Below are 14,233 nucleotides of genomic sequence, written 5' to 3'. Positions count from 1 at the left end.
GGGCGGCCGCGGCCGCGGCGCGGCCGCCGGCCGCCGCGCCGCGCCGCTTAGCACCCCTGCACGAACATCGCGCCCCGTTGCCACGGGGCGCGATGTTCTTCAGAGGGCGCGAAGCGCTGCGGCACGCCAAGCACCCGCCCAGTTCGGCCCGAGAGCGACCCCGGCGTCGTGGAGTCGCCGCGGCAGCTGCCCGCCCGGCATGGCATCAGCCCAGACGACTCGGCCGAAGTGCATGACCCCGGGCTTCCGGCGGAGGGAGTCCTCGCGTCGCTTCTCTTCGACGACGACCTCGTCAGGCGACCGCCCCTTCCGGAGTCGAGGATCCAGGTACTTCACGTCACCGTCGAACTCGATCACCGTGCCCGATGCAGGGAACCAGAAGTCGACCCGCTCCTGCCCGCCCCACTCGGTGTCGAAGGCGTGCTGCAGGACCGGCTCTGGTGCCCCGAGGACGTGCGCACCCCATCGCGTGATGCTCTCGCCGGGTGACTCTGCCCCGGCATCAGCGACCTCGATGAGCTCCGCAGCACGCCGCCGCGCTCGTGCCGCGCCTCGACTGGCGAGTTCCGCGCACAGGGCGGCTCGTGTGATGCCACGACGGAGGACGGCGTCGAGGACGACGATCGCTCGTCACGGATGCTCCGAGAGCGCAACATCGACCGCCGTCACGACGAGGGACGTGGTCGCGACCCCCGACAGCAGCACCATGTCCGGGATCCGGCCCGCCGTACCGACTCGCCGGATGACACCCTTGCTCTGCCCACGGTCGCGCGACGGGTCGGTGACGATCACGTGGTCGCCGAACGCGCCGATCCACGGCAGGCCGTGCAGCGCGACGGCCGATCGGTGGGACACGACGAGCCCCGATCCGGGCAGCCAGTCCACGGCCCGGACGAGCGCTGCGTGACGATCACGTGCACTCGCTCCGTTCCACTGCGTCGCGTCTGCGAAGTGCCCTCGGCGGACCCTGACCAGGACGCCGCGGTCCGCACTGCGTCGGACCTGAGCGGCTGACGCGGCGTCCATGCCGGCGCCCGTGGAGACCAGTTCGATGCACATCGGTCGACGATCGCACTCGTCACGGGTGCCGGGGACTGACCGAGCGAGCCGGTGGACGGGGCTGAGCGGAGCCTCCGCTGTGGAGGAGCGGGCTGATCGACAATGCACCCCCGCACGAACATCGCGCCCCGAGGAGACGGGGCGCGATGTTCGTGCGGGGGTGCGAAGCAGGCGGCCGGCCTACGCCGGGCGGCCAGGCGGCCGGGCCTCGGAGCCCGCGGCCCTTACGACACGCGGGGGCGGATCGCCTCGGCGAGGGCATCGACCAGCGACTGGGCCTGGGCGGGCGTCCCTGCGACGGTGTCGATGTAGACCTTCACCTTGGGCTCGGTGCCACTCGGGCGGACGATGACCCGCGCCTCGCCCTGCAGGTCGTAGCGCAGGATGTCGGACGGCGGGAAGCCGTCCACCCCACCGGCGTAGTCGGTGCTCCGGAGCACGGTCAGCTGCCCCAGCATCGACGGCGGCGACGACCGGAGTTCCTGCATGATCGTGCCGATGCGGGCGAGGTCGTCCACCCGGGTCGCGACCTGCCCGGAGGCGAACGCACCGAACTCCGTCGCGAAGGCCTCGAGCTCCCCGGCGATGCTCGAACCGGCCGCCGCCACGGACGTCGCCAGGTCGAGCAGCACGAGCGCCGCCGAGATGCCGTCCTTGTCGCGGACGACGTCGGGGTCGACCAGGTAGCCGAGGGCTTCTTCGTACCCGAACAGCAGGTCGGGCACGCGCGAGACCCACTTGAAGCCCGTGAGCGTGTCGCGGTACCCGAGACCGTGTCGGGCTGCGACCCGGGACAGCGCCGGCGACGACACGATCGACGCGGCGAGCACACCGGAGCGCCCTGCCGCTGTCGCACGCTTGGCCGCGCTCCACCCGAGCAGCCACCCGACCTCGTTGCCGGAGAGCCGCCGGTACGATCCGGCACCGTCCGGGATCGCCAGTGCGAGCCGGTCGGCGTCCGGGTCGTTCGCGATGACCAGGTCGGCGCCGACGGCCACGCCGCGGGCGATCGCCAGGTCCATCGCTCCCGGTTCTTCGGGGTTCGGGAACGCCACGGTCGGGAAGGAGCCGTCGGGCTCGATCTGCTCGGTCACGACGGCCGGCTCAGCGAACCCGGCAGCGGTGAACACCGCGCGGGCGGTCTGCCACCCGACCCCGTGCATGGCCGTGTAGACGACGCGCGGCTGCGCATCGACCGGGAGGGCCGGGGCCGGCACGATCGCGGCCGTCGCGGCCACGTACGCCTGGACCAGGTCCGTACCCGCCACGACGAAGTCCGTCGCCCTGGGCAGATCCCCCAGCGGCGCTGCCGCGACGGCATCGATGGCCGCGGCGATCGCACCGTCGACGGGCGGCACGATCTGCGAACCGTCGTCGTCGCCACCGAGGTAGACCTTGTAGCCGTTGTCACGCGGTGGGTTGTGGCTCGCGGTGACCATCACACCGGCACCGACGCCGAGGTGCCGGACGGCGAACGCCAGCACGGGTGTGGGCAGCGCCGATGGCAGCAGCGTGACGTCGAGGCCCAGGCCCCGCATGACCTCGGCGGAGTCGCGCGCGAAGACGTCGGAGTTCACCCGGCCGTCGTACCCGATCACGACGCTGCGGTCACGACCGGTGTCGATGAGGAAGCGCGCGAGCCCGGCGGCGGCCTGCGTGACGACCACGCGGTTCATCCGCAGCGGTCCCCACCCGAGCTCGGCGCGGAGCCCGGCCGTGCCGAACTGCAGCCGACCGGCGAACCGTTCCTGCAGCTCGGCGAGGGCCGACGTGTCCCCGCTGCCGGCCGCCGCGACCACGACGTCGAGCGCGTCGCGGGTCTCGGGGTCGGGGTCCTGCACGAGCCACGCCCGCGCGGTGTCGAGCGGCGTGGTGTCGGCGGTCAGGTCACCGTCGGCGATCGCGCCGTCCGAGGGGCCGGCGTACCCGGTCACAGTGCAGCCACGACCCGGGCGAGCAGGTCCGCGATCACCGGCTCGGCCTGACGACCGGCCTCGAGCACCTCGGTGTGGGACAGCGGCGTCGTCTGGATGCCGGCTGCCAGGTTCGTGATGAGCGAGAAGCCCAGGATCTCCATGCCGGCCTCGCGCGCGGCGATCGCTTCGAGCGCGGTGGACATGCCGACGATGTGCCCGCCGATCGTCTTGGCCATCTGGACCTCGGCCGGGGTCTCGTAGTGGGGCCCGCGGAACTGGGTGTAGACGCCCTCGTCCAGCGAGGGGTCGACCGTGCGCGCGATGTCCCGCAGCCGGGCGGAGTACAGGTCGGTCAGGTCGATGAACGTCGCGCCTTCGAGCGGGCTGTCCGCCGTCAGGTTGATGTGGTCACTGATGAGCACGGGCGTGCCGGGCGTCCAGTGTTCCTTGATGCCACCGGCTCCGTTCGTCAGCACCATCGTGCCGGCACCGGTCGCTGCCGCGGTACGGACACTGTGCACGACCCGACGGACGCCGTGGCCTTCGTAGTAGTGCGTGCGCGCGCCGATGACGAGCGCGTGCCGCCCGTCGGCCAGGCGGATGGACCGGACCGTGCCGGAGTGTCCGGGCACCGCCGACGCGCTGAAGCCGGGGACCTGGTCGGCCGGGATCTCGGAGACGGTCTCACCGATCAGGTCGGCGGCCTTGCCCCACCCGGAACCGAGCGTGAGGGCGATGTCGTGCCGCTCGATGCCGGACGTCGTGGCGATGACGGCGGCGGCATCGCGAGCGACGTCGAAGGGGTCGACGGAGGGGTCGTTGAGCGGGTTCGTGCTTGCCATGCCGCAATGCTACGGGGCGGTCGGATCCCCCAGGGACTTCTCCACAGCCGCGGTGATCTCGCTCTGGTCGAAGTGGTTCCGGATGACGATGACCTCGGCGTAGGTGTCGCCGATCGCCGCGACGAACTCCTGCGACGTCAGGATCACGTTCGCGTCGTCGGAGACCTGTCGCACGGATGCCACGTCGGCCGCCACGACCTCGGCGGAGAGGCCGAGCGTCGCCAGGGCCTTCTCGGCGTTGACCTTCAGGATGCCGCTCGAGCCGATGCCCGCGCCGCAGATCGTCACGATCTTCATGCCGAGACCCCCATGATTGCGCGCACGTCGGACGCCGAGGTGGCGGCGGCGAGGCGCGAGGTCACCGAGGCGTCGTTGAACAGGTTGGCGATCTCGCCGATGGACTCGAGGTGCGTGCCGATCCCCGCGACGGCCAGGCCGAGCACGACGCTGACGGGGTCGTTGTGGGGGTGCCCGAACGCGACCGGCGTGGCGAGCGTGACCACGGACAGCCCGTCGCGCAGCACCGACGACCCGGGGCGGGCGTGCGCGAAGGCCAGTCCGGGCGAGATGACGATGTACGGGCCGTGTTCCTCGACCATGGCGATCATGGCGTCCGTGTACTCGTCGGTGGCCGCCCCCGAGGCCACCAGGGCGCCGCCGGCGAGCCGGAGGGCGTCACGCCACGACGGCGTGGTCGCGCCGAGCACGACGGCGGCGTCGGAGAGCGGCGGGAGCGGCATCGGCTCAGGCCTCCGCGTACCCGGAGGTGATCAGCGCGATGATCTCCTCGCGGTCCTCGAGCGGCAGGAACGACGACAGTGCCGCGTTGATCTGGAACGCGGCCAGGTCGTCGAGGTCGTAGCCGAACGTGCCGGCGAGCAGCGCCAGCTCGCGGGTGAGCGTCGTGTTGCTCATCAGTCGGTTGTCGGTGTTCACCGTCACCCGGAAGCCCAGCTGGTAGAGCACGTCGAACGGGTGGTCGGCGAGGTCGTCGCCCCACGCGGCGATCGCCCCGGTCTGCAGGTTCGACGACGGCGAGACCTCGAGCGGGATCTCGCGGTCGCGCACCCACGACGCGACCTCGCCGAGCGACGCCAACGTCGAGCCGTCGCCGGCGTCCGACAGGGTGACGTCCTCGAACAGGCGGACGCCGTGCCCCAGGCGCAGTGCCCGACCGTCGACGAGTGCGCTGCGGATCGACGCCAGGCCGTCGGCTTCGCCCGCGTGTACCGTGACCGGGAAGAGCTCGGACGCCAGGTAGTCGAAGGCGGCACGGTGGTTCGCGGCGGGGAAGCCGGCTTCGGCCCCGGCGATGTCGAACCCGACGACGCCGCGGTCGCGGTGCCGCACGGCGAGCTCGGCGATCTCGAGGGCGCGGTCGGCGTGCCGCATCGCGGTGACGAGCTGTCCGATCCGGATGGCTCCGCCGGCGGCGTCGACCGCGGACTCGATGCCGGCCTGGACGGCCTCGACCGCCTGGTCGAGCGTCAGGCCGCGCTGCAGGTGCTGCTCCGGTGCCCAGCGGATCTCGCCGTAGACGACGCCGTCGGCGACCAGGTCCTCGACGAACTCGCGAGCGACGCGCTCGAGCCCGTCGGCGGTCTGCATGACGCTGGTGGTGACGTCGAACGTCTTCAGGTACTCGAGGAGCGAACCGGAGTCGGACTGGTCGGCGAACCACTGACGGAGCTCGTCGGCGTCGGTCGTGGGCAGCGTGACGCCGTCGGTGGCCGCGAGCTCGATGATCGTCGCCGGGCGAAGCCCGCCGTCGAGGTGGTCGTGCAGCGACACCTTGGGCAGGTCGTTGATGACGGCGCCCGCGTCGGGCAGTCGGTACGTGGGGACGGCGTCGGCGCTCATGGGGACCAGGCTAGCGGTGGTCACCGACTCCGCGCTGGCGCCGGTGCACAACGCTGGGCGCACCGGACTGGAGGCTCCCCACCGGTCCGGTGCGGAGCCTCCAGTCCGGTGCGGCGCACGTCCGGTACGGCGCAGCCGGCCAGCCGACGGGTCAGTGCGCGATGCGCTCGCGCACGATCGGCCCGCGTGCCGCGGCCGACTCGCCGATCGACCACGCCCCCTCGAGCGACTCGAGCGCCCGCGGGATGCGCGACGCGTCGTCGGTGTGCAGCGTCCAGAGCGGCTGCCCCTGGGTCACCGTGTCGCCGGGCTTGGCGTGCAGCTCGATGCCCGCACCGGCCTGCACCGGGTCCTGGGCTCGCGCGCGTCCGGCACCGAGCCGCCAGGCGGCCACGCCGAACGGCAGCGCCTGCTGCTCGGCGAGAACGCCGGACGTCGGCGCCGTCACGACGTGCTGTTCGCGGGCGACGGGCAGCGCCGCGTCGGGGTCCCCGCCCTGCGCCTGGATCATCCGGCGCCAGCTGTCCATCGCCCGCCCGTCGGCCAGGGCCGCCGCGGGGTCGGCGTCGGGCAGCCCGGCGAGCCGCAGCATCTCGGACGCCAGCGCCAGGGTCAGCTCGACCACGTCGGCAGGTCCCCCGCCGGCGAGCACCTCGACGGACTCGCGGACCTCGAGGGCGTTGCCGATGGTCAGCCCGAGCGGGACCTCCATGTCGGTCAGCAGGGCGCTCGTGGCGACACCGGCGTCGTTGCCGAGGTCGACCATCGTCTGCGCGAGCTCCTTCGACGCCGCGTACGTCGGCATGAACGCGCCGGAGCCGAACTTCACGTCGAGCACGAGCGCACCGGTGCCCTCGGCGATCTTCTTCGACATGATGCTCGACGCGATGAGCGGGATGCACTCGACCGTGCCGGTGATGTCGCGCAGGGCGTAGAGCTTCTTGTCGGCCGGAGCCAACCCCGAGCCGGCGGCGCAGATGACCGCGCCCACGTCGGCCAGCACGTCCATCATCCGCTCGTTCGACAGCGCGGCCTGCCAGCCCGACACGGACTCGAGCTTGTCGAGCGTGCCACCGGTGTGCCCGAGCCCGCGCCCGGACAGCTGCGGCACGGCGACGCCGAACGACGCCACCAGCGGAGCCAGCGGCAGCGTGATCTTGTCGCCGACACCGCCGGTCGAGTGCTTGTCGACCGTGGTCTTGCCGAGCGAGGCGAACGACATCCGCTCCCCCGACGCGATCATCGCGAGCGTCAGGTCCTTGATCTCGCGGCGTTCCATCCCGTTCAGGAAGATCGCCATCGCCAGGGCCGCCATCTGCGGGTCCTCGACGTAGCCGCGCGTGTAGGCGTCGACCAGCCAGTCGATCTCGGGCGTGCTGAGCGCGTCACCGGAACGCTTGGTGCGGATCAGGTCGACGGTGTCGAACGGCTCGACGGCCATGGGGATCAGTGCTCCTGCTGGTAGGTGACCAGGGTGCGCGGCCCGAACGCGTCGGGCAGGACCTGGTCGATGGTGCGGACGCCGGAGACGGTCTCCAGCAGCATGCCCTCGGCGGAGTGCTCGAACAGCAGCTGACGACACCGCCCGCAGGGCATCAGGGTCGCGCCGTCGCCGTCCACGCACGTGAACGCGACGAGCTTGCCGCCGCCGGTCATGTGCAGCTGCGACACGAGCGAGCACTCGGCGCACAGGGTCACCCCGTACGACGCGTTCTCGACGTTGCAGCCGGACACGATCCGGCCGTCGTCGGTCAGGGCCGCAGCCCCCACCGGGAACGACGAGTACGGCGCGTAGGCACGGCCCATGGCCGTGGTCGCGGCCTGCCGCAGGGCGGTCCAGTCGACGTCGACGCTCGCGTCGACCGCCGGGTCGGACTGGAGGGCCGTGGCCGGGTCCGTCCAGGCGGGCTCGCCGGCCGTCTGGTCACCCGGAGCGTTCGTGTGGGTCATGTGCCGGGCCTCCTGGCTAGCTCTTGACGTACGGTCTGCCGCTGGCGGCAGGACCACGCGACTGCCCGACCAGGCCGGCCACCGCGAAGATCGTCACCACGTAGGGCAGCATCAGCAGGAACTCGCTCGGGACGGGCGAGTTGATCGACCCGAGCACGTTCTGCAGGTTCGACGCGAAGCCGAACAGCAGCGCGGCCAGGGTGGCGCGGATCGGGTCCCACCGACCGAAGATGACGGCGGCGAGCGCGATGTAGCCGGCGCCCGCGGTCATGTCCTTGGCGAACGGGCCGACGGAGCCGAGCGTGAAGTACGCCCCGCCCAGGCCCGCGATCGCGCCGGCGAGCGACACGTTCCAGAACCGGGTGCTCAGCACGTTGATGCCGACGGTGTCCGCCGCCTGCGGGTGCTCGCCGACGGCACGCAGCCGCAGACCCCAGCGGGTCTTGAAGAGCGCGAACGTGACGACCGCGACCGCGATGTACGCCAGGTAGACGATGACGTTCTGCTCGAAGAACACCGGGCCGATGACCGGGATCTGGTGCAGGACCGGGATCGGCAGCACCGGGAAGCGGATGCCCGTGTTGAGCGTCTGCTCGGCCGGCGAGAGCACCTGCGAGTACAGGAATCCCGTCAGACCCGAGATGAAGGCGTTGATGACGACACCGACGATGACCTGGTCGACCAGGTACTTGATGCTGAAGGCAGCCAGCACGAACGACACGAGCACGCCGGCAACCAGGGCACCGACCAGGCCGACCCAGGCGGACCCGGTCAGCGAGCCGATCATCGCGGAGACGAACGCGCCGGCCAGGAACTGCCCCTCGATCGCGATGTTGACGACGCCGACCTTCTCGGAGATCACACCGCCCAGCGCGCCGAACACCAGCGGGACGCTCAGGCCGAGCGCGCCGACCAGCAGGCCGGGCAGCGGGATCGTGGCGCCGGCCGCGGCCCACGCCAGGAACCCGACCACGAACAGCAGCGCGAAGACCGACGTGACCCACAGCGGGACCTTGCGGAAGCCGCGGACCTGCACGATCGCGACGACGGTGGTCAGGGCGAGCAGGACCGTGACGACGATCCCGGTGCCGGTGGCGGGCAGCGGCACGTCGGGCAGCTGCACGAAGTCGCCCGCGTTGGCGAGCCGGAAGGTGGCGTCGCCGGAACGGTGCAGCAGCACGAAGAAGACGAGCGCGACGACCGTGAAGACGGCGTAGGCGATCGGCAGCTTCCAGCTGCGGGTGGTCTCGACCGCGCGCTCCGCCACGGGGGCGTGCGGCGCGGGGGCGGTGGGGCTCATGGTGCTCACGCGGCGACTGCCTTCCGCTCGGACTTCGTGGAGCGCTTGCGACGGGCGCCGGGCTGCGGGATCCGGAAGATCGCACGGACCAGGGGCGGTGCAGCGATGAACAGGACGATCAGGGCCTGGATGACCCCGACGATGTCGATCGGGATGCCGTTGGCGGCCTGCATGGCGTAGCCGCCGTTCTTCAGCACGCCGAACAGGATGGCCGCCCAGAACACGCCCCACGGCTTCGAACGCCCGAGCAATGCCACCGTGATCGCGTCGAAACCGATGCCGGCGTCGATGTTCGAGGTGAACCCGCTCGTGACCGCGCCCTGCACCTGGTAGGCGCCCGCGATGCCGACGAGCGCACCGGAGATCACCAGGACCCAGAAGGTCAGCGACGGCACGCTCATGCCGGCGACCCGTGCCGCACGCGGGTTCTCGCCGATCGTGCGGAACCGGAACCCGAGCGAGGACTTGTTGAGCAGCCACCACACGACGACGACCGCGATGATCGCCACGATGAAGCCGAGGTCGACCCCGTACCGCGGGCCGAACAGCGCCGGCAGCACCGAGGTGTCCTTCATCGCGGGCGAGATCGGGTTCGGGCTGCCGCCGGCCTGCAGCAGCCCCGGGGTGCGCAGCATGTAGCTGACCAGGTACAGCGCGACGTAGTTCAACATGATCGTCAGGACGACCTCGTTGGCGCCGGTGCGGGCCTTCAACAGTCCGACGATGCCACCCCAGACCGCACCACCCACGATGCCGGCGACGATCGTCAGCGGGATGTGGATCGCGGCGGGCAGGTCGAACGAGAAGCCGAACCAGCCGGCGGCTGCGGCCCCCATCAGGATCTGCCCCTGGCCGCCGATGTTGAACAGACCGGCGCGGAACGACACCGCGATGCCGAGTCCGGCGACGATGAGCGGCACGGCGTAGTCGATCGACCGGGTGATCGGCACGACCGCCTGGGCGAACGAGTCCGCGCCGAAGTTCACGACGGAGCCCTGGAACAGCGAGGCGTACGAGCCGCCCACCGCGGTGCCGATCGCGCGGAACGTGTCGGCGGGGCGAGCGAAGAAGTACCCGGCCGCCTGTTGCACGGCCTGGTCGGTGATCGCGATGAGGATGCCGCACGCGACCAGTGCCAGCACGACGGCCAGGACGGTGACGAGCACGGAGCCGTTCATGATGCCCTGCAGGGCGGCCTGCCAGCGATCGGCACCGGAACGGTCCGTCGCACGGCGCTCGGTGTCGGCCGCGGAGTCCGTCATCAGGTGCGGGGTGCTCTCGACGTCCTGCAGACGGTCGTCGGTCACCGGGGTGTTGTCTGGCGTGGGGGTGCTCACGCTGCCAGCTCCGTTCCTTCTGGTAGCTCGCCGGCCATCATGAGACCGAGGACGTCGCGGGGGGTGTCCGCGGGGACGATGCCGATGACCGCGCCGCGGTACATCACCGCGATCCGGTCGGCGAGCGCGACGACCTCGTCGAGCTCGGTGGAGACGACGATCACGGGGACACCGGCGTCGCGGGTGGCGACGATGCGCTTGTGCACGAACTCGATGGACCCGACGTCGATGCCACGTGTGGGCTGCGCGGCGACGAACAGGCGGAGATCACGGCTCAGCTCGCGGGCCAGCACGATCTTCTGCTGGTTGCCGCCGGACAGCCGACCGGCCGCCGTCGCACGTCCGGGGGTGCGGATGTCGAACTCGGCGATCTTGTCGTCGGCGAAGGCGTCGCGCTCGGCGGCGCGGATGGTGCCGGCGCGGACGAACTCGGCGTGGTCGGCCCGGTCGAGCATCAGGTTCTCGGCGATGGTGAACTCGCCGACCAGCCCGTCTTCCTTCCGGTCCTCGGGCACGAACCCGACGCCGGCGTCGAGCACCTGCTTGACGCTGCGGCCGGTGAGCTCCTTGCCGTCGAGCGTGACGCGGCCGGCGCGGACGGGCTCGAGCCCGATGATCGCCTCGGTCAGCTCGGTCTGGCCGTTGCCCTGCACGCCGGCGATCGCCAGCACCTCGCCGCGGCGCACGGTGAACGAGACGTCGTCGACGAGCACGATGCCCTGCTGGTCCGTCACCGTCAGCCCCTCGACGACCAGGGCGTCCTCGCCACCGGTCGACGGCGCCTTCTCGACGACGAGCGACACCGCCCGGCCGACCATCAGGGCCGCGAGCTCGTTGTTGGTCGCGGTGGGCGATGCCTCGCCGACGACCTTGCCGAGCCGGATCACCGTGATACGGTCGGCGACCTCGCGGACCTCACGGAGCTTGTGGGTGATGAAGACGATCGCGGTGCCGGCCTCGCGCAGCTGGCGCATGATGCCCATCAGCTCGTCGGTCTCCTGCGGGGTGAGCACGGCCGTGGGCTCGTCGAACACCAGGACGGAGGCGTCGCGGGACAGGGCCTTGATGATCTCGACGCGCTGCTGCACGCCGACGGGCAGGTCCTCGACACGGGCGTCGGGATCGACGTCGAAGCCGAACCGGTCGGAGATCTCGCGGACACGCCGACGGGCGCCGGCCAGGTTCAGGCGGCCACCGAACGACGTCTCCTCTTGTCCCAGCATGACGTTCTCGGCGACGGTGAACACCGGCACGAGCATGAAGTGCTGGTGCACCATGCCGATGCCGGCACGCATCGCGTCGCCGGGGCCGTCGAAGTCCTGGACGACGTCGTCCAGCAGGATCTCGCCCTCTTCGGCCTGGTACATGCCGTACAGCACGTTCATCAGCGTCGACTTGCCGGCGCCGTTCTCGCCGAGCAGGCAGTGCACCTCGCCGGGTTCGACGGTGAGCGAGATGTGGTCGTTCGCGACCAGCGGGCCGAACCGCTTGGTGATGCCGCGGAGTTCGAGCTTCATGGGGCGGGTTCTTCTTCTCTCGAGCGCACGGTGATGCGGGCGGAGGATCGCTCCCCCGCCCGCATCGATGGTGTTACTTGACGGTTGCCTTGGTCTTGACCGTGATCGAGCCGTCGATGATGCCGGACTTGATCGTGTCGAGCTCCTTCGACAGACCCGAGTCGACCTTGGACTCGTAGTCGTGGAACGGGGCGATGCCGACGCCCTCGTTCTTCAGCGTGCCGACGTAGGGGGTCTTCGAGAAGTCGCCCTTGGCGGCCTGCTCGACGACGTCCTTGGTCGCCGGGCGCATGCCCTTCTCGACCGAGGTCAGCGCGATGTCCTTGTAGCGGGGGTCGGCCTCGTACAGGTCGCTGTCCGCGCCGATCAGCACGGAACCGTTGTTCGCGTCCTTGATCGCTTCTGCTGCGGACTGGTAGATCGGACCACCCACGGGCAGGATCACGTCGGCACCCTGGTCGATGAGCGTCTGCGCGACCGACTTGGCCTGCGTGCCCGCCTCGAAGCCGCCCGTGAACGAGCCCTTCTGGCTGTCGACGTCCCAGCCGACGACCTTGACGTCCTTCTTCTTCTGGTCGTTGTAGTACTTCACGCCGTCCGCGAAGCCGTCCATGAAGATCGTGACGGTCGGGATCTGCATGCCGCCGAACGTGCCGACGACGCCGCTCTTGGAGTACGACGCGGCCGCGTAGCCGGCCAGGAACGCCGCCTGCGAGGTGTCGAACGTGATCGGCTTGACGTTCTTGGCGTCGATCGAGTTGTCGTCGATGATCGCGAAGTCGGTGTCGGGGTTCGCCGCAGCCTGCTTCTTCGTGGCGTCAGCGAGGTTGAAGCCGACCGTGACGATGAGCTTGCAGTTCTGGTTGACGAGCTGCTCGATGTTCGAGTCGTAGACCGTGGAGTCCTTGGACTCGGCCGACTTGTACGTCGCGCCGAGCTCCTTGGCGGCGTCCTGCAGGCCCTCGTAGCCGAGCTGGTTGAACGACTTGTCGTCGAACCCGCCGGAGTCCGACACCATGCACGGACGGAAGCTGGTGGTCTTCGCCGACGAGGTGTCGGAGGGAGCGGCGGAGCAGCCGGCGAGGACGGCGACGGTGCCGACGAGTGCGAGGCCGCTGAGTGCGATCTGACGGGTGCGGGATGACACGGGTGGGTTCCTCCGGGGAGTTCGGCCCGGTCACTGCACCGGGCGATCGTGGCGACAGTACACGACCGCCCGGCCGGTACAGAACGCCCCGGAGGGCCCCTGTGGATCGGTTACGGGATCGGGACCGCGTCGAAACGCGCCCGTAACGCGGGGCTCGCTGGGGCCGCCCTGTTTCCGCCTTTCGTGATGGAGCGCTACAGGATCATCGGGGGTCTGTCCGAGGTTGGTGCTCCACGCACACGTCACCCCAGATCCGCCTCGTCCTCGGTGGCCGCCTCACAACCGGTCAGCGTCGCCCGGGAAGCACAGCGACACCGCCTGCACGGTGTAGTTCCCCGAGTACGCGTACACACTGATCGCCGCGATCTTCCCCCCACCACGGCCGAACACCGCAGGACCGTCGCTGGAGTCCCGCTGCACGATGCTCATCCCCTGCGCACGCCAGTGCTCCGACATCCGCGCAGCATCCTCCGCCGGACTTCCCGTGATCGTGCTCCCCGTCAGGTAGCGCCAGTGAGCGCCCCGCTCACCATCCGGAAGCAAACAGTTCTCGGGTGCGTCCGGCCCGGTGCGAGTCTTCCACGCACCGCCGAGACGCGCTGTCGCGTCATCCACTGCGTCGATCATCTGCTGCTTCGCAGTGTCGGCATCCGCGGTCGCCGAGACGCGTGGTTGCGGCTGCGCAGGTCCGCGAGCGCAACTCGTCGCCGCGAGACCGACGAGGACCACGGAGAGAAGGCTGAACGCCGCCCGGTCAGTTCCGCGCTGCCAGGTCGCCGACTTCAGCGTGGACGCCCTCAGCGGACGCGTCACAGGCGGTCGGCGTCGCCGCGGAAACACAGCGAGACGGCCTGCACGGTGTAGCTGCCGGGGAACGCATAGAGACTGATCGAGTCCACGGAATCTCCCCCTCGGCCGACGATCGCCGGCCCGTCCGGATCAGCCCACCGTTCGACGGTCATCCCCTGCGACTTCCAGAGCTCAGTCGTCGCTGCGGCGTCTGGGTCCGGGTCGCCGCCTTCCGCATTCGCGACGAGATTCACCCAGTGCGCACCGGACTCGCCATCCGGCAACTGACATTTCTGCGCGTAGTCCGGCCCTGAACGAGTTGTCCAGACACCGCCGAGACGCTCGGTCACTGCGCTGACTGTGGCGATCATCTTCTGTTTCGCTGTCTCGGGGTCCATCGACGGTGTCCTCTCCTGGGAGTGCCCGGCGCACCCGGTGAGCACGGTCGCTATCGCAACGAGCACAAGCGCACTCGCTGCCGCGCGTTCTACAAGCCGGGTGATGTTCATCGATCTC

Annotated in this window: 15 protein-coding genes; all 15 read right to left on the bottom strand. The window is 70.5% G+C overall.

Annotated elements, in window-relative coordinates; translation table 11 throughout:
• Window positions 1-99 precede the first annotated feature (99 nt).
• Window positions 100-357, bottom strand: a complete 258-nt coding sequence (locus ACLBWP_RS08060) for a hypothetical protein (protein WP_447654765.1) — start codon at window positions 355-357, stop codon at window positions 100-102.
• Window positions 358-630: 273 nt separating this feature from the next.
• Window positions 631-1,059: a hypothetical protein gene (locus ACLBWP_RS08055; RefSeq protein ID WP_447654764.1), complete on the bottom strand. Its 429-nt coding sequence runs from the start codon at window positions 1,057-1,059 to the stop codon at window positions 631-633.
• A 224-nt stretch (window positions 1,060-1,283) separates the two neighbouring features.
• Window positions 1,284-2,945 carry a phospho-sugar mutase gene (locus ACLBWP_RS08050; RefSeq protein ID WP_447654852.1) on the bottom strand — a complete coding sequence of 554 codons (1,662 nt, stop codon included), beginning with the start codon at window positions 2,943-2,945 and terminating at the stop codon, window positions 1,284-1,286.
• 44 nt (window positions 2,946-2,989) lie between these two features.
• The gene (locus ACLBWP_RS08045; protein WP_447654763.1) at window positions 2,990-3,817 is read right to left on the bottom strand and encodes a purine-nucleoside phosphorylase; all 828 of its coding nucleotides are present in this window, start codon (window positions 3,815-3,817) and stop codon (window positions 2,990-2,992) included.
• 9 nt (window positions 3,818-3,826) lie between these two features.
• The gene (locus ACLBWP_RS08040) at window positions 3,827-4,114 is read right to left on the bottom strand and encodes a PTS sugar transporter subunit IIB (protein ID WP_243561603.1); all 288 of its coding nucleotides are present in this window, start codon (window positions 4,112-4,114) and stop codon (window positions 3,827-3,829) included.
• Window positions 4,111-4,557 (bottom strand): PTS sugar transporter subunit IIA, encoded by a 447-nt coding sequence (locus tag ACLBWP_RS08035; RefSeq protein WP_447654761.1) that lies wholly within the window; start codon window positions 4,555-4,557, stop codon window positions 4,111-4,113. Before ACLBWP_RS08035 ends, ACLBWP_RS08040 begins: the two co-directional genes overlap by 4 nt.
• 4 nt (window positions 4,558-4,561) lie before the next feature.
• Complete coding sequence (locus ACLBWP_RS08030; RefSeq protein WP_447654760.1) at window positions 4,562-5,677, bottom strand: adenosine deaminase; 1,116 nt, start codon at window positions 5,675-5,677, stop codon at window positions 4,562-4,564.
• 151 nt (window positions 5,678-5,828) lie between these two features.
• Window positions 5,829-7,118, bottom strand: a complete 1,290-nt coding sequence (locus ACLBWP_RS08025) for a thymidine phosphorylase (RefSeq protein WP_447654759.1) — start codon at window positions 7,116-7,118, stop codon at window positions 5,829-5,831.
• Between the two features lie 5 nt (window positions 7,119-7,123).
• A complete protein-coding gene (locus ACLBWP_RS08020) occupies window positions 7,124-7,627 on the bottom strand; it encodes a cytidine deaminase (RefSeq protein ID WP_279396683.1) in 504 nt (167 codons plus the stop codon).
• A 16-nt stretch (window positions 7,628-7,643) separates the two neighbouring features.
• Window positions 7,644-8,927, bottom strand: coding sequence for an ABC transporter permease (locus ACLBWP_RS08015; RefSeq protein ID WP_243561808.1), 1,284 nt, complete (start codon window positions 8,925-8,927; stop codon window positions 7,644-7,646).
• A 5-nt stretch (window positions 8,928-8,932) separates the two neighbouring features.
• A complete protein-coding gene (locus tag ACLBWP_RS08010; RefSeq protein WP_447654758.1) occupies window positions 8,933-10,264 on the bottom strand; it encodes an ABC transporter permease in 1,332 nt (443 codons plus the stop codon).
• Window positions 10,261-11,781, bottom strand: coding sequence for an ABC transporter ATP-binding protein (locus ACLBWP_RS08005; RefSeq protein WP_447654757.1), 1,521 nt, complete (start codon window positions 11,779-11,781; stop codon window positions 10,261-10,263). The genes ACLBWP_RS08010 and ACLBWP_RS08005 overlap by 4 nt, the downstream gene beginning before the upstream one ends.
• A gap of 73 nt (window positions 11,782-11,854) precedes the next feature.
• Window positions 11,855-12,928, bottom strand: a complete 1,074-nt coding sequence (locus ACLBWP_RS08000) for a BMP family lipoprotein (protein WP_447654756.1) — start codon at window positions 12,926-12,928, stop codon at window positions 11,855-11,857.
• 276 nt (window positions 12,929-13,204) lie between these two features.
• Window positions 13,205-13,384, bottom strand: a complete 180-nt coding sequence (locus tag ACLBWP_RS07995) for a hypothetical protein (protein WP_447654755.1) — start codon at window positions 13,382-13,384, stop codon at window positions 13,205-13,207.
• A gap of 353 nt (window positions 13,385-13,737) precedes the next feature.
• Window positions 13,738-14,226 (bottom strand): hypothetical protein, encoded by a 489-nt coding sequence (locus ACLBWP_RS07990; protein ID WP_447654754.1) that lies wholly within the window; start codon window positions 14,224-14,226, stop codon window positions 13,738-13,740.
• Between the last annotated feature and the right edge of the window lie 7 nt (window positions 14,227-14,233).

The sequence above is a fragment of the Microbacterium sp. M1A1_1b genome (assembly GCF_053345565.1).
The sequence above is the reverse complement of the archived record's forward strand: the minus strand, read 5'-3'. Positions and strand labels throughout refer to the sequence as shown.